General features: G+C 68.4%; 13 protein-coding genes. 9 read left to right on the top strand and 4 right to left on the bottom strand.

All coding sequences use genetic code 11. The annotated features are described in order from the left end of the window. The first annotated feature begins 4 nt into the window (after positions 1-4). The 7 genes from AC3WL8_RS09005 to AC3WL8_RS08975 all read left to right on the top strand — a co-directional run bounded on the left by AC3WL8_RS09005 (position 5) and on the right by AC3WL8_RS08975 (position 7,742). On the top strand, positions 5-2,380 hold the full coding sequence (locus AC3WL8_RS09005; protein ID WP_492378169.1) for a xanthine dehydrogenase family protein molybdopterin-binding subunit: 2,376 nt from the start codon (positions 5-7) through the stop codon (positions 2,378-2,380). Between the two features lie 27 nt (positions 2,381-2,407). Beyond that, positions 2,408-3,208 carry an FAD binding domain-containing protein gene (locus AC3WL8_RS09000; protein ID WP_492378168.1) on the top strand — a complete coding sequence of 267 codons (801 nt, stop codon included), beginning with the start codon at positions 2,408-2,410 and terminating at the stop codon, positions 3,206-3,208. A 192-nt stretch (positions 3,209-3,400) separates the two neighbouring features. Beyond that, the gene (locus tag AC3WL8_RS08995) at positions 3,401-4,297 is read left to right on the top strand and encodes an AAA family ATPase (RefSeq protein WP_492378167.1); all 897 of its coding nucleotides are present in this window, start codon (positions 3,401-3,403) and stop codon (positions 4,295-4,297) included. A 2-nt stretch (positions 4,298-4,299) separates the two neighbouring features. After that, positions 4,300-5,556 (top strand): vWA domain-containing protein, encoded by a 1,257-nt coding sequence (locus tag AC3WL8_RS08990; protein ID WP_492378166.1) that lies wholly within the window; start codon positions 4,300-4,302, stop codon positions 5,554-5,556. Next, positions 5,547-6,104 (top strand): SRPBCC family protein, encoded by a 558-nt coding sequence (locus tag AC3WL8_RS08985; protein ID WP_211980697.1) that lies wholly within the window; start codon positions 5,547-5,549, stop codon positions 6,102-6,104. The genes AC3WL8_RS08990 and AC3WL8_RS08985 overlap by 10 nt, the downstream gene beginning before the upstream one ends. Then, positions 6,077-7,114, top strand: coding sequence for an XdhC family protein (locus AC3WL8_RS08980; RefSeq protein WP_492378165.1), 1,038 nt, complete (start codon positions 6,077-6,079; stop codon positions 7,112-7,114). The genes AC3WL8_RS08985 and AC3WL8_RS08980 overlap by 28 nt, the downstream gene beginning before the upstream one ends. A 22-nt stretch (positions 7,115-7,136) precedes the next feature. Beyond that, entirely contained in the window at positions 7,137-7,742 is a 606-nt protein-coding gene (locus AC3WL8_RS08975) for a nucleotidyltransferase family protein (protein ID WP_013955521.1), read from the top strand. A gap of 12 nt (positions 7,743-7,754) precedes the next feature. Here the strand turns inward: AC3WL8_RS08975 and AC3WL8_RS08970 are convergent, their stop codons facing one another. The 4 genes from AC3WL8_RS08970 to otsB are packed head-to-tail and all read right to left on the bottom strand — an operon-like array spanning position 7,755 to position 12,257. Continuing rightward, the gene (locus AC3WL8_RS08970; RefSeq protein ID WP_013955520.1) at positions 7,755-8,099 is read right to left on the bottom strand and encodes a 4a-hydroxytetrahydrobiopterin dehydratase; all 345 of its coding nucleotides are present in this window, start codon (positions 8,097-8,099) and stop codon (positions 7,755-7,757) included. A gap of 35 nt (positions 8,100-8,134) precedes the next feature. After that, a complete protein-coding gene (gene otsA, locus AC3WL8_RS08965) occupies positions 8,135-9,526 on the bottom strand; it encodes an alpha,alpha-trehalose-phosphate synthase (UDP-forming) (protein WP_013955519.1) in 1,392 nt (463 codons plus the stop codon). Between the two features lie 51 nt (positions 9,527-9,577). Further along, a complete protein-coding gene (locus AC3WL8_RS08960) occupies positions 9,578-11,443 on the bottom strand; it encodes a glycoside hydrolase family 15 protein (protein WP_211980695.1) in 1,866 nt (621 codons plus the stop codon). A gap of 13 nt (positions 11,444-11,456) precedes the next feature. Further along, the gene (gene otsB, locus AC3WL8_RS08955) at positions 11,457-12,257 is read right to left on the bottom strand and encodes a trehalose-phosphatase (RefSeq protein ID WP_013955517.1); all 801 of its coding nucleotides are present in this window, start codon (positions 12,255-12,257) and stop codon (positions 11,457-11,459) included. Between the two features lie 309 nt (positions 12,258-12,566). On the opposite strand from otsB, the gene ilvA reads away from it, so the two are divergent. Both ilvA and queF read left to right on the top strand, forming a co-directional pair. Next, positions 12,567-14,105, top strand: coding sequence for a threonine ammonia-lyase, biosynthetic (ilvA, locus tag AC3WL8_RS08950; RefSeq protein WP_211980694.1), 1,539 nt, complete (start codon positions 12,567-12,569; stop codon positions 14,103-14,105). A gap of 17 nt (positions 14,106-14,122) precedes the next feature. Beyond that, positions 14,123-14,956, top strand: a complete 834-nt coding sequence (gene queF, locus AC3WL8_RS08945; RefSeq protein ID WP_211980693.1) for an NADPH-dependent 7-cyano-7-deazaguanine reductase QueF — start codon at positions 14,123-14,125, stop codon at positions 14,954-14,956. Positions 14,957-14,960 lie beyond the last annotated feature (4 nt).

Genomic DNA, 14,960 nt, shown 5'->3' with positions numbered 1-14,960 from the left:
GGCCATGAACGCACCCGAAAGCCAGCGCCTGGTAGGCGCGCCGGTCAAGCGCAAGGAAGACTATCGCTTCCTGACCGGCAACGGCCAGTACACCGACGACATCGTGCTGCCGCAGCAAAGCTACGCGTACTTCCTGCGCTCGCCGCACGCGCATGCGCGCATCCGCTCGATCGACAAGACCGAGGCGCTGGCCGCGCCCGGCGTGATCGCCGTGCTGACCGGCGACGAACTGGCGGCCGACAAGGTCGGCGGCCTGCCCTGCGGCTGGCTGATCCACAGCATCGACGGCTCGCCGATGAAGGAGCCGCCGCACCCGGTGATTGCCCACGACAAGGTCCGCCACGTCGGCGACCAGGTCGCGCTGGTCATCGCCGAGACCCTGCAGCAGGCGCGCGACGCCGCCGAGAAGATCGACGTCGACTATGAAGAGCTGCCCGCCGTGGTCAGCGCTGCCGATGCCGCCAAGGCGTCCACCCTGGTGCATGACGACGTGCCCGCCAACACCTGCTACACCTGGGGCCACGGCGACAAGGCCGCCACCGACGCCGCCTTTGCCAAGGCCGCCCACGTGACCACGCTGGACATCGTCAACAACCGGTTGATTCCCAACGCGATCGAGCCGCGCGCGGTCAACGCCAGCTATACGCGCCAGGACGACAGCTATACGGTCTACGTGGCCAACCAGAACCCGCACGTCGAACGCCTGCTGATGGGCGCGTTCGTGCTGGGGCTGCCCGAATCGCGCCTGCGCATCATCGCGCCGGACGTGGGCGGCGGCTTCGGCTCCAAGATCTTCCTGTACCCGGAAGACGTGGCGCTGACCTGGGCTTCGAAGAAGATCGGCCGCGCGGTCAAGTGGACCGCGGACCGCTCCGAGTCCTTCCTGACCGATGCGCACGGCCGCGACCATGTGACCAGGGCCGAGCTGGCGCTCGACGCCGACGGCAAGTTCCTGGCGATGCGGGTGCATACCACCGCCAATATGGGCGCCTACCTGTCGACCTTCGCCAGCAGCGTTCCGACCATCCTGTATGCAACGCTGCTGGCGGGCCAGTACGCCACGCCCGCGATCTACGCCGAAGTGCAGTCGGTCTTCACCAACACCGCGCCGGTGGATGCCTACCGCGGCGCCGGCCGGCCCGAGGCCACCTATGTGGTCGAGCGCCTGGTCGAAACCGCCGCGCACGAGCTGAAGATCGACCCGGCCGAGCTGCGCCGCAAGAACTTCATCCGCCAGTTCCCGTACGCCACGCCGGTGGGCCTGACCTACGACACCGGCGACTACGAGCCGTGCTTGGCGCGCGCGCAGGAGCTGGCCGACGTCAAGGGCTTCCCGGCCCGGCGCGACGAAGCGAAGCAGCGCGGCAAGCTGCGCGGCCTGGGCTATTCCTGCTATATCGAGGCCTGCGGGCTGGCGCCGTCGAATATCGCCGGCGCGCTGGGCGCGCGCGCGGGGCTGTTCGAGGTGGGCGAGATCCGCGTGCACCCGACCGGCACCGTGACCGTGTTCACCGGCTCGCACAGCCATGGCCAGGGGCACGAGACCACCTTCGCGCAGGTGGTCGCCGACCGGCTCGGGCTGCAGCTGGACCAGGTCGAGATCGTGCACGGGGACACCGGCCGGGTGCCGTTCGGCATGGGCACCTATGGCTCGCGCTCGCTGGCGGTGGGCGGCTCGGCCATCGTCAAGGCGCTCGACAAGATCGAGGCCAAGGCCAAGAAGATCGCCGCGCACCTGCTGGAAGCCGCCGACACCGACATCGAGTTCAGCAACGGCGTATTCCGCGTGGCCGGCACCGACCGCACCAAGACCTTCGGCGAGGTCGCGCTGTCCGCCTACGTGCCGCACAACTATCCGCTCGACAAGCTGGAGCCGGGCCTGAACGAAAACGCGTTCTACGACCCGACCAACTTCACCTACCCGTCCGGCGCCTATGTGTGCGAGGTGGAGGTCGATCCCGATACGGGCGAGTCGCAGGTGGTCAAGTTCACCGCGGTGGACGACTTCGGCAACATCATCAACCCGATGATCGTCGAAGGCCAGGTCCATGGCGGCATCGGCCAGGGGCTGGGCCAGGCCATGCTGGAGCAGTGCATCTACGACAACGACAGCGGCCAGTTGCTGACCGGCTCGTACATGGACTACGCCATGGCGCGCGCCGGCGACCTGCCCGACTTCACCGTCGAGACCGCCACCGGCACGCCCTGCACCCACAACCCACTGGGCGTGAAGGGCTGCGGCGAAGCCGGCGCGATCGGCTCGCCGCCGGCGTTCATCAACGCGCTGGTGGATGCGCTCAGCCCACTGGGCGTGAAGGACATCCAGATGCCCGCCACGCCGCACCGGGTCTGGCAGGCCATCCAGGCCGCCCGGCCGTGACCCACGCACACCGCAAAGGAAACCGACATGTACGCATTCAATTTTGAACGCGCCGCGGATGCCAAGGCGGCCGTGGCCACGCTAAAGGCCGATCCCGACGCCAAGTTCCTCGGCGGCGGCCAGAGCCTGCTGGCCGCGATGAAACTGCGGCTGGCCGCGCCCTCCGTGCTGGTGGACGTGGCGCGCATTCCCGGCATGGCCGACATCCGCGTCGAAGGCAATGAGATCGTGGTCGGCGGCGCCGCGCGCCATGCCGATGTGGCCGAGCATGCCGAGGTGCGCCAGCGCATCCCGGCGCTGGCGGCACTGGCCGGCGGCATCGGCGACCGCCAGGTGCGCGCCATGGGCACCATCGGTGGCGCGCTCGCCAATGACGATCCCGCTGCCGACTACCCCGCGGGTGTGCTGGGGCTGGGAGCGACCGTGGTCACCGACCGCCGCACCATCGCCGCCGACGACTTCTTCAAGGGCCTCTATGAAACCGCCCTGGAACCGGACGAGCTGATCACCGCGGTGCGCTTCCCAATCCCGGAGCAGGCTGCCTACGCCAAGTTCCGCAACCCGGCCTCGCGCTTTGCGCTGGTGGGCGTGATGGTGGCGCGCACCGGCAACACAGTGCGCGTGGCGGTGACAGGCGCGGCCGACAGCGTGTTCCGCTGCCAGCCGCTGGAGCAGGCGCTGTCGGCCAGCTTCACCGCGCAGGCGGCGCGTGGGGTGAAGGTCAATGCGTCGAAGCTGAACGCCGACCTGCATGCGTCGGCGGAGTACCGGGCGCATCTGATCCCGGTGCTGGCGGCGCGGGCGGTGGAGGCGGCGGCGAAGGGGTAGCGCGAGTTTTACCTCTCCCCATTGTGGTCTCCCCTCTCCCGCCACCGCGGGAGAGGGGTCGGGGGAGAGGGCCGGCGCTTGAATCAAGCGTTATCGCGCGCGAACCTCCTGCCCTCTCCCCCGCCCCCCCGCCGTGCGGGAGAGGGGAGCAAACCGTCGGCGTGCGAGGCATGCCGGCACAGAAAGAATCTCATGCTTCCCACCTCCATCGACGACACCATCGCCCAGCTGGAACGCCAGCAATACTTCGCCGACCGCGAGACCGCCACGGTGCTCTATCTCGCCATCCGCATGCAGCGGCCGCTGTTCCTGGAAGGCGAGCCCGGCGTCGGCAAGACCGCCATGGCGCATGCGATGGCGGGCGTGCTCGGCACACGGCTGCTGCGGCTGCAATGCTATGAAGGGCTGGACGCCGCCAGCGCGCTGTACGAATGGGACTACCCGCGCCAGATCATGGCGCTGCGCCTGGCCGAGGCACGCGGCGAACGTCCCGAGGCGCAGTCGCTGTACCACGACGACTACCTGCTCAAGCGCCCGCTGCTGGAATCACTGCTGCCCGACCCTGCCGCACCGGACGTCCCGCGCGTGCTGCTGATCGACGAGATCGACCGCGCCGACGAACCCTTCGAAGCCTTCCTGCTGGAGGTGCTGTCCGAATTCCAGGTGTCGATCCCCGAAATCGGCGTGATCCGGGCCGAGCGTCCGCCGCTGATCGTGATCACCTCCAACCGCACCCGCGAAGTCCACGACGCCCTCAAGCGCCGCTGCCTGTACCAGTGGATGGGTTACCCGGAGCGCGACCGCGAACTGCAGATCGTGGCCGCGCGCGCCCCCGAGGCCGCCACGGCGCTGCAGGCCCAGGCCATCGACTTTATCCACCGGCTGCGCGGCATCGACCTGTTCAAGGCGCCGGGCATCGCCGAGGCCATCGACTGGTGCCGCGCGCTCTCCGCGCTGGGCGCGACCGAGCTCGATCCGCAGTCCGTGCGCGACACGCTGGGCGTGCTGCTCAAGTACCAGGACGACTTGGCGCGCGTGGACGGCCCCACCGTGGCCGAGCTGCTGGCGGGTGCCACGCCGGGAGGCTGAAGATGGCCACGCTGCACGCCGCTGTACGGCCTGCCGCACCGGCCCTGCCGGTGCTGGCGCGCAACGTCACGCACTTCATTCGGCTGTTGCGCGACGGTGGCTTCGCGCTGTCGCCGGCCCATGCGGTCGATGCGCTGCAGGCGCTGCGCCATGTCGATATCGGCCAGTGCGACGAGGTGCGCGCCGCGCTGGCGGCGCTGGTGCTGTCCGGCCCCGACCAGCGCCCGCTGTTCGATGCCGCCTTCGACCTGTTCTGGCGCGATCCCGATTGGGAAGGCAAGCTGCGCGCGCTGCTGCTGCCGCGCGTCGACAGCGGCGCGCCGCCGCCCAAACGCAGCAACCGGCTGGCCGATGCCCTGGCCGCGCGCCAGCCCGAAACGCCATCGCGGCCCGCGCAAACCGAAGCCGAGCGCATCCACGTGCCGCTGACCTTCTCCGACCAGGAACGCCTGGCGCAGCGCGACTTTGAAACCCTGACCGCGCAAGAGTGGCGCGCGCTGCAGCACCTGGTGCGCACGCGCCGCGCCCATCTCGCACTGCAGCGCACCCGCCGCCTGCGCGCAGCCACCTGCGGCACCCATGCCGACCTGCGCGCCAGCGCGCGCCTGGCGGTGCGCCAGCATGGCGAGTGGCTGCGCTGGAAATTCCGCAAGCACGCCGAGCGCAAGCCGCCGGTGGTGCTGCTGCTCGACATCTCCGGCTCGATGAGCCAGTACTCGCGCGCGGTGCTGTACTTCTGCCATGCGCTGATGCAGTCGCGCGAGCGGCTGTCGGTGTTCCTGTTCGGCACGCGACTGACCAACATCACCCGCTCGCTGCGCGAACGCGACCCGGACGAGGCCGTCGCGCTGATCACCGGCCAAGTGCGCGACTGGGCCGGCGGCACCCGCATCGGCGCCGCGCTGGCCAGCTTCAACCGCCACTGGGCGCGGCGCACGCTGTCCGGACGCGCCACCGTGCTGCTGGTCACCGACGGCCTGGACCACGAGCACATCGAACTGCTCGGCGACGAAATGGCACGGCTGCGCCGCTTTGCGCACCGCATCGTCTGGCTCAACCCGCTGCTGCGCTACCCCGGCTTCACCCCGCAGGCGCGTGGCGTGCAAGCCATCCTGCCGCACGTGGACGCACTGCGCCCGGCCCATAACCTGGACAGCCTGCTGGCGCTCGAGACGCTGCTGTCCGACCATGGCGGCCCGCCCCGGGCCGCCACCCCTGCCCTCGCCAGGCACAACAAGGAAGCCCCGCCATGGAAATGAACCAGAGCCAGCGCCTGCCGGTCCCGCAGCAGGTGGCATGGGAAGCGCTCAACGACACCGAGCTGCTCAAGCAATGCATCCCGGGATGTGAGAGTATCGAGCCCGACGGCGACAACGCCTACCAGCTGGCCCTGACGGCCGCGGTAGGCCCGGTCAAGGCGCGCTTCAAGGGCCGCATGGCACTGGAAGACATCCAGGCCCCCGACAGCTACACCATCCGTTTCGATGGCCAGGGCGGCGCGGCGGGCTTCGGCAAGGGCAGCGCCCAGGTCCGGCTGGAACCAGACGGTGACGAGACCGTGCTGACCTACACCGTCAACGCCCACGTGGGGGGCAAGATCGCACAGATCGGCTCGCGGCTGGTGGACGCCGCGGCACGCAAGATGGCAGATACCTTCTTTGCGCGCTTCACCGAGGCCGTCACCCCAGACGCCACCGACGACACGCCAGCGGCCGACGGCGCCCCCGCCGCAGCCGCCGGCGACAATGAACCAACAGAGGAACCGAAGCGGAAACGATCATGGACAGCGTGGATCTCGAAGTCCTGAAGAACAGTGTGCAGTGGCAGCAGCAAGGCCATCGCGTGCTGCTGGTCACGGTAGTGCGGACCTGGGGCTCGTCGCCCCGGCCCGAAGGCGCGATGCTGGCCGTGCGCGACGACGGCCTGGTGGTGGGCTCGGTCTCGGGCGGCTGCATCGAGGATGACATCATCGACCGCGTGCGCCGGCAAGGCATCATCGCCGACCACCCGGAAGCGATCAAGTACGGCATCAGCGCCGAGGAAGCCCACCGCTTCGGGCTGCCATGCGGCGGCACCATCGAGCTGCTCACCGAACCGCTGACCCCGGCCAGCGGCATCGCCGAGCTGCTCGACGCCGTGGAAAACGGCCGCTTGGTCGCGCGCACGCTCGACATGGCCACCGGCACCGCCACGCTGGGCCCGGCCAACGCCACCGACGGCCTGGTGTTCGACGGCAAGACCCTGCTGACCATCCACGGCCCGCGCTACCGCATGCTGGTGATTGGCGCCGGGCAGCTGTCCAAGTACCTGTGCCAGATCGCCGTGGGCCTGGGCTTCCAGGTCACCGTGTGCGACCCGCGCGAGGAATACACAGAGACCTGGGACATCCCCGGCGTGACCATGGTGCGCACCATGCCGGACGACACCGTCACTGACATGAAGCTGGACGAGCGCTGCGCCGTGATCGCGCTCACGCACGACCCCAAGCTGGACGACCTGGCGCTGATGGAAGCGCTGCGCACCAAGGCCTTCTATGTGGGCGCGCTGGGTTCGCGCCGCAACAACCAGGCGCGCCGCGAACGCCTCAAGGAATTCGACCTGACCGAGCTGCAGCTGGCGCGGCTGCATGGCCCCGTGGGCATCTACATCGGCAGCCGCACGCCGCCCGAGATCGCCATCTCGATCCTGGCCGAGGTGATCGCGGCCAGGAACCACGTATCGCTGCCCGACATCCTGCAGGTGGAAGGCGCCAAGGCCGCGCGCGAGATGGCTGCCAGCACCGGCAGCAGCTGCGACGTCGCGCCTGACCCCACCTGACGACTTCGCGAGTGCGCCCGCCATGACTGCCGCCCCCAACGCTCCCCTGCTCCGCACCGACCTGCCCACCGGCATCCTGCTGGCCGCAGGCTTCGGCCGCCGCTTCGACGCCGCCGGCAAACGCAACAAGCTGCTGGAGGTGCTGCCCGGCGGCCGCTCCGTGGCCTGGCGCAGCGCGCGCACGCTGGCCGCGGCGCTGCCGGAATCGATCGCCGTCATTCGCCCGGGCAACCCGGCACTGGCGGAGGAACTGCGCCGCGGCGGCTGCCGCGTGGTGGAGTCGGCCGACGCCGAAGCCGGCATGGGCGCAGCCCTGCGTGCCGCCGTGGCAGCCACGCCCGAAGCGCGCGGCTGGGTGGTAGCGCTGGCGGATATGCCCTGGCTGCCGATGGAACTGATCCGGGCGGTGGCATTGACGATCACCACGCCGGATACCATCGCCGCCCCTTGGCGCAACGGGCAACGTGGGCATCCGGTGGGTTTTGGCGCAGCCTGGCGTGAGGAATTGCTGAAGCTGGACGGAGATGAGGGCGCGCGGGCGTTGCTGAAGGACAAGCCTGTGACGCGGATCCTGACTGAGGATGAAGGGGCGTTTCGCGATATTGATACGCCTGGGGATTTGAAGTGACCCTCATGAACCTCACCCGATCCCCTCCGCCAACTCGCTCGTCTTCACCGCCATGATGAAATCATTCCGGTGCAACCCCTTGATCTTCTTGGTCCGCCACGACACCGTGGCATGCCCCCAGCCAAAGCTGATCTCCGGATGATGCCCCTGCGCCTCGGCCAGCTGCCCGACGCCGTTCACGAACGCCAGCGCCTGCGCGAAATTGCCGAAGGTGAAACGCCGTTCGAGCCGCGTCGCGCTATCGACCAGCTCCCACCCCGGCGCCTGCTGCAGTAAATCCTCGGCCTCAGCCGGCGTCAACGGCGGCACGCCGCCACGGCAAGGCGTGCACGATTGCGCTGCCAGGTCTTCGCTCATGGTCATGCTCCCCGACCGGAAGAACAGCCCGCGCCTCAGGCCCCTTCGGTCTCAGTCAGTGCGCGCAGGAACTCGCTGCTCCACCAGTGCACATCCTGCGCGCGGATGCGCTCCAGCAGTTTCTGGTGCCGCTGCTGGCGCTCGGCCAGCGGCATGTGCAGCGCCTGCTGGATCGCCTGCGCGGTGGCGCGCGTGTCGTACGGATTGACCAGCAGCGCCTCGCGCAGCTGCTCGGCGGCGCCGGCAAAGCGCGACAGCACCAGCACGCCCGGGTCCTCCGGGTCCTGCGCGGCGATGAACTCCTTGGCCACCAGGTTCATGCCGTCGCGCAGCGGCGTCACCAGCGCCACGCGGCTGGCGCGGCACAGGCCGGGCAGCCGCTTGCGCGCGGTGGTGCGGTGGATATAGCGCACCGGCATCCAGTCCAGCTCACCGAACTCGCCGTTGATGGCGCCGCTCAGCTGCTCCATCTCGCGGCGCAGGTCGACGTAGGCATCCACCGACTCACGCGACGGGGCAGCGATCTGCACCAGCGTCGCGCTCGAGCGGTTCTCGGGATACTCGGCCAGCAGCCGGTAGAACGCCTTGAGCCGCTGCGGCAGGCCCTTGGAATAGTCGAGCCGGTCGATGCCCAGCAGCAGCCGGCGGCGCGCGTACTGCGCGCACATCATCTCGTAGGTTTCCTGCGCATCCGCGCCGCGGCCCAGCTCCATGAACTCGTCGACGTCGATGCCGATCGGGAAGGCCTGCGCCCGCACCGTGCGGTGGAAGGCGCGGTAGCGGTGCTCGCCCATGGGCTCGGCCTGCGCTTCGGCCTGCACGTAGCGCGAGAAGTGCTCGACATCCGCATGGCTCTGGAAGCCGAGCAGGTCGTAGGCAAACAGTGCGCGCATCAGCCACTCGTGCTGCGGGATGGCGGCCAGAATCAGCGGCGGCGGCAGCGGCACATGCAGGAAGAAGCCGATCTTCTGCCCGCAGCCGATGGCGCGCAGCTCTGAGGCCAGCGGGATCAGGTGGTAGTCATGGATCCAGATGATGTCGTCGGGCTGCAGCAGCGGCGCCAGCTTGCGCGCGAACAGCTGGTTCACGCGCCGGTATCCATTCAGGAAGTTGGAGTCGAAATCCGCCAGGTCCAGCCGGTAGTGGAACACCGGCCACAGCACGCCATTGCTGTAGCCCAGATAGTAGGCGTCGTGGTCCTCGCGGCTCAGGTCGACGGTGGCCAGCGTCACGTTGCCGGCCTGCTGCAGGTGCAGGTCGCCTTCACCCGGCGTGCCGCCCTGGGCGGTTTCCAGCGCCTTGCCGCTCCAGCCGAACCACATGCCGCCAGTCTGGCGCAGGGCTTCGGATAGCGCCACGGCGAGGCCGCCCGCCGCCACGTTGCGGGGATCGGCGACCCGGTTGGATACCGCTACAAGTCTTGGCATATGTTGTTCTTGGAGTCCTCTGTTCTGGATGCCGTGGATGCCGTGGGCGGTTCAGATCACCGTGTCCCACGGCGCCGACAGCCGCATCGCGCCATTGATCAGCCCGACCATCGAGTACGTCTGCGGGAAATTGCCCCACATCTCGCCGGTCACCGGATGGGTATCCTCGGACAGCAGCCCCAGCGGATTGCGCGCGGCCAGCATCGATTCGAAGATCTCGCGCGCTTCTTCGCGCCGGCCGATGCGCGCAAGAGCATCGATGCGCCAGAACGTGCAGATATTGAACGCGGTCTCGGGCTTGCCGAAATCGTCGGGCGCCTCGTAGCGGCGCATATAGGGGCCGTCGCACAGCGATGCCTCCAGCGCCTTGACGGTGGCGATGAAGCGCGGATCGCGCGGCTCGATGAAATTGACTTCGGCCATCAGCAGCACGCTGGCATCCAGCTCGCGCCCGCCGAAGCTTTCGGCAAAGGCCTGGCGCTCTTCGCTCCAGGATTCGGCCAAAATGCGCTCCTTCATGCGGTCGGCATGGTCGTGCCAGTAGGCGCCGCGCGCCTGCAGCTGCAGCTTGTCCGCAACCTTGGCCAGGCGGTCGCAGGCGGCCCAGCTCATCAGCGCCGACGACGTATGCACGCGCGCCCGCGTGCGCAGCTCCCACATGCCGGCGTCGGGGGTGCCGAACACTTTCACCGCCTGTTCGCCCACCTCTTCCAGCCGGCGGAATTCAGCGGGGCCGCCGCGGTGCAGCAGCCGGTGGTCATGGAAGGCCTGGGCCGCGCCCAGCACCACGTTGCCGTAGACGTCGTGCTGGAAGTGCTCCTGCGCCTGGTTGCCCACGCGCACCGGGCCCATGCCGCGGTAGCCGGGCAGATGGTCGAGCATGCTTTCAGGCAGCTCGCGCTCCAGGCCGATGCCGTACAGCGGCTGGATGTGCCCGTCCTGCGATTGCATCACCACGTTGGACAGCCAGCGCAGGTAGTCCTCCATGGTGCCGACCTCGGACAGGCTGTTGAGCGCGCGCACCACGAAGAAGGCGTCGCGCAGCCAGCAGAAGCGGTAGTCCCAGTTGCGGCCGCTGCCCGGCGCCTCGGGGATGCTGGTGGTCATCGCCGCGACGATGGCGCCGGTCTCTTCGAACAGCGACATCTTCAACGTGATGGCCGCGCGGATCACCGCGTCCTGCCATTCGCACGGCACCGCCAGGCGGCGGCTCCACAGGCGCCAGTAGGCGGTGGTTTCCTGCTCGAAGTCGCGCGCGGTTTCTTCCACGCCGTGCGCGAGGGTCTCGTCCGGGCCCAGGATAAAGTTGTAGCCGCGCGTGACCAGGAACGGCGTGTGCGACAGCACGTAAGCCATCGGCGCGTCGGTGGTCATGCGCAGGGTCATGTCGTCGCCGATAAATCGCACATGGCTGCTGCCGCGCGTCATCTCCGGCGCCTTGCGGCCCCATTCGAAGCGCGGCGCCACCACCACGCGCACGCGCGGCGCGCCGCGCACCGGGCGGATGCGCCGGACCAGCGCGGTCGGGCGGAAATATCGCCCCAGCCGGAAGAAGCGCGGCGCAAAGTCGGTGATTTCCAGACAGTTGCCATGGCTGTCCGTCAGCCGCGTGCGCAGCACCGCGGTATTGGGCTCGTACCATTGCCGCGACGACTGGAAGTCCTCGATCTCGATCGAGAAATGGCCGGCGTTCTCGCTCGGGTCGAGCAGGGCGTTGAACACCGGGTCGCCGTCAAAGCGCGGCAGGCACGACCAGACAATGCGCGCGCGGCAGTCCACCAGCGCAGAGATGGCGCAGTTGCCGATCATGCCAAGCGACAGCGACGGATTGGCAAAGCGGCTGCCGCCGTCCACGGTCTTGTGCACGCCTTCGGTCGGCGGCTGGCCCGGTTCGCTCGGGCTGCTCGGATTGGTCACAGCGATACCTCCCTCAGGATGTCGTTGTGCGCCGGGCCGGGCCTGGCTCGGCCTCATTCGGCACGGCGCGCGGCTGGCCGCCGGCGCCTTCCAGCGCGCGGGCCGAGCGGTGCAGCCAGCTGCGCAGCGCGGCCGGCCCGGACACGCTGACGCTGGCCACGGTCTCGCGCTGGCCCACCAGCACGCCCAGCCCGCCAAGCTTGCGCACGGCGGCAAAACCTGGCTCGTCGGTCAGGTCGTCGCCGGCAAAGAGCGGCACGCGCTCGGCGAAGGGCGCAGATTTCATGAATGCGGCGATGGCGTCGCCCTTGTCGACGCCGGCCGGCTTGATCTCGACCACCATCTTGCCGGGCAGCGCCTCCAGTCCGACAGCATGGCGCAGCACTTCGGTGACCGCGGCATCGACCACGCCGGCCAGTTCAGGCGCCTGGCGGTAGTGGATGGCGACGGCAACGGACTTGCGCTCCAGCCGCAGGGCGGGATAGGCGCGCACCAGCGCTTCCAGGTGGGGGATCAGCGGTTCCAGGCCGGGGGCGGAAGTCTTGGATACCATGCCGCCGTCGGTGCGGAATTCAGCACCGTGCACGCCGGCGGCCGGCAGCCGCAGGGGCTGCAGGAAGTGGTCGAGTTCAGAGATCGGACGCCCGGAGATGACAGCCAGCGCGCCATTCAGACGCTCGAATAGCGTGTGCAGCGTGCCGACCAGTTCGGGTTCGACCTGCACCAGTTCCGGGCGCGGGGCCAGGTCGGCCAGGGTGCCGTCGAAGTCGAGAAACAGGGCGGTATTGGGTTCGATTAGCGGTAGTTGTGGCATCGCGTTACACCGTAACACGTCGTTTTGACCGGCGTCCACCGGGCGCCGTCCTACATGGCGCCCACGCAACCCCGCCCCGACGCAAGTCCGGGCCAGGCGTCCGCGGCCCCACTGCGCCTTGGCTCGCCGCGCCCTCGCGAGTGCATCGTCATCCACACGAGAAGCGCCCTCCGCGCGGCACGGGCCGCCCTGCCCGGGCGGCGGGGGCCCCGCCCGGGCAGGGTGGAAGTCGCCGCCATCCTTTATCATTGACGGTTTCCGCCAGAATTTCCGCCTTTTTTTGCGCCGCCCCACGGCCCGCCCGAGACCATGACCCGCATGTCCGCCGCCAGACCCGACTACCTCAAGAAGATCCTGACCGCCAAGGTCTACGACGTGGCGCAGGAGACCGAACTGACCTACGCGCATCAATTGTCGGCGCGCACCGGCAATGCGGTCTGGTTCAAGCGCGAGGACACCCAGCCGGTCTTCTCCTTCAAGCTGCGCGGCGCATACAACAAGATGGCCTCGCTGACGCCGGAAGAACTCAGGCGCGGCGTGATCGCCGCCTCGGCCGGCAACCACGCGCAGGGAGTGGCGCTGTCCGCGGCGCGCCTGCAATGCAAGGCCATCATCGCCATGCCGGTCACCACGCCGCAGGTGAAGATCGACGCCGTGCGCGAACGCGGCGGCCAGTGGGTGGAAATCGTGCTGCACGGCGAGTCCTACAGCGACGCCTACAACCATGCCGCGGAGCTGGAGAAGAAGCACAAGCTGACCTTCATCCACCCGTTCGACGATCCCGAGGTCATCGCCGGCCAGGGCACCATCGCCATGGAGATCCTGCGCCAGCACCCGGGCCCGATCCATGCCGTGTTCGTCGCCATCGGCGGCGGCGGACTGATCTCTGGCATCGCCTCGTACATCAAGGCGGTGCGCCCCGAGATCAAGGTGATCGGCGTGCAGACGGTGGACTCTGACGCGATGAAGCGCTCGGTCGACGCCGGCAAGCGCGTCGAGCTGAAGGAAGTGGGGCTGTTCTCTGACGGCACCGCGGTCAAGCTGGTCGGCAAGGAGACCTTCCGCATCACGCGCGAGCTGGTCGACGACATCATCCTGGTGGATACCGACGCCATCTGCGCGGGCCTGAAGGACGTGTTCCAGGACACCCGCAGCATCCTGGAGCCGGCCGGCGCGCTGGCCGTGGCGGGCCTGAAGGCCTATGCCGAGCGCGAGAAGCTCAAGGGCCAGCACCTGGTGGCGATCGCCTGCGGCGCCAACATGAACTTCGACCGCCTGCGCTTTGTCGCCGAGCGCGCCGAGGTGGGCGAGGCGCGCGAAGCCGTGTTCGCCGTGACCATCCCGGAAGAGCGCGGCAGCTTCAAGCGCTTCTGCGAGCTGGTCGGCACGCGCAGCGTGACCGAGTTCAACTACCGCATCGCCGACACCAGCATGGCGCATATCTTCGTCGGCGTGCAGATCGCCAGCCGCGCCGAGAACGACAAGATCGCCGCCAGCTTCCGCAAGCACGGCTTCGACACGCTGGACCTGTCCAACAACGAACTGGCCAAGCAGCATATCCGCTACATGGTGGGCGGGCGCTCGGCGCTGGCGCATGACGAGCTGCTGTTCCGCTTCGAGTTCCCGGAGCGCCCGGGCGCGCTGATCCGGTTCCTGTCCAGCATGAGCCCGAACTGGAATATCAGCCTGTTCCACTACCGCAACCAGGGTGCGGATACCTCCAACATCCTGGTCGGCATCCAGGTGCCGAAGAACGAGAAGCGCGCCTTCCGCGCCTTCCTTTCAACGCTGGGTTACGTACACTGGGACGAGACCGACAACCCGGTGTACAAGCTGTTCCTGTCCTGACACCTGCTGAGCGCCCCATGAGCCTCCCTGAACACTCGCCGCTGGGCAAGCCTTCGGCCTACAAGACCGAATACGACGCCTCGCTGCTTTTTCCGATCCCGCGTCAGCCCAAGCGCACCGAGATCGGCCTGCCCGAAGGCAAGCCGGTGCCGTTCTTCGGCGTCGATATCTGGAATGCGTACGAGCTGTCGTGGCTGAACCTGAAGGGCAAGCCGCAGGTGGCGCTGGCCAGCTTCATCATCCCGTCGGACACGACCAATATCATCGAGTCCAAGTCGTTCAAGCTGTACCTTAACTCGTTCAACCAGACCAAAATTGCTTCACCCGAGGCGCTGCAGCAGCTGCTGCACCACGACCTGTCCGAAGCCACCGGCGGCACCGTGCAGGTGCGGCTGGTGACTGAAGCGGACCTGGGCAAGCAGAAGATGGGTGAGCTCGACGGCCTGCTGCTGGACCGGCTCGATATCGAGGTGGACCGGTATGAGCCCGCGCCTGAGCTGCTCAGCGCGGACCAGGAAGAAACCCCGGTGGAAGAAACGCTGGTGTCGCACCTGCTCAAGTCCAACTGCCTGGTCACCGGCCAGCCGGACTGGGGCAGCGTGCAGATCCGCTACGTGGGTGCGCCGATCAACCAGGAAGGGCTGCTCAAGTACCTGATCTCGTTCCGCAACCACAACGAGTTCCACGAACAGTGCGTGGAGCGGATCTTCATGGACGTGATGCGCGAGTGCAAGCCGGTCAAGCTGGCGGTGTATGCGCGCTATACGCGCCGCGGCGGGCTCGATATCAACCCGTTCCGCACCAACTTCAATACGGCGTGGCCGGACAACAAGCGCAACGCGCGGCAGTGAGGCA

Source organism: Cupriavidus sp. FW305-F7 (genome assembly GCF_058782875.1).
The sequence above is the reverse complement of the archived record's forward strand: the minus strand, read 5'-3'. Positions and strand labels throughout refer to the sequence as shown.

Excerpts from the sequence above, each read along its gene's own strand:
- AC3WL8_RS09005 (WP_492378169.1), top strand. The coding sequence starts at position 5 with ATGAACGCACCCGAAAGCCAGCGCCTGGTAGGCGCGCCGGTCAAGCGC.
- AC3WL8_RS09000 (WP_492378168.1), top strand. The coding sequence starts at position 2,408 with ATGTACGCATTCAATTTTGAACGCGCCGCGGATGCCAAGGCGGCCGTG.
- AC3WL8_RS08995 (WP_492378167.1), top strand. The coding sequence starts at position 3,401 with ATGCTTCCCACCTCCATCGACGACACCATCGCCCAGCTGGAACGCCAG.
- AC3WL8_RS08990 (WP_492378166.1), top strand. The coding sequence starts at position 4,300 with ATGGCCACGCTGCACGCCGCTGTACGGCCTGCCGCACCGGCCCTGCCG.
- AC3WL8_RS08985 (WP_211980697.1), top strand. The coding sequence starts at position 5,547 with ATGGAAATGAACCAGAGCCAGCGCCTGCCGGTCCCGCAGCAGGTGGCA.
- AC3WL8_RS08980 (WP_492378165.1), top strand. The coding sequence starts at position 6,077 with ATGGACAGCGTGGATCTCGAAGTCCTGAAGAACAGTGTGCAGTGGCAG.
- AC3WL8_RS08975 (WP_013955521.1), top strand. The coding sequence starts at position 7,137 with ATGACTGCCGCCCCCAACGCTCCCCTGCTCCGCACCGACCTGCCCACC.
- AC3WL8_RS08970 (WP_013955520.1), bottom strand. The coding sequence starts at position 8,099 with ATGAGCGAAGACCTGGCAGCGCAATCGTGCACGCCTTGCCGTGGCGGC.
- otsA (WP_013955519.1), bottom strand. The coding sequence starts at position 9,526 with ATGCCAAGACTTGTAGCGGTATCCAACCGGGTCGCCGATCCCCGCAAC.
- otsB (WP_013955517.1), bottom strand. The coding sequence starts at position 12,257 with ATGCCACAACTACCGCTAATCGAACCCAATACCGCCCTGTTTCTCGAC.
- ilvA (WP_211980694.1), top strand. The coding sequence starts at position 12,567 with ATGACCCGCATGTCCGCCGCCAGACCCGACTACCTCAAGAAGATCCTG.
- queF (WP_211980693.1), top strand. The coding sequence starts at position 14,123 with ATGAGCCTCCCTGAACACTCGCCGCTGGGCAAGCCTTCGGCCTACAAG.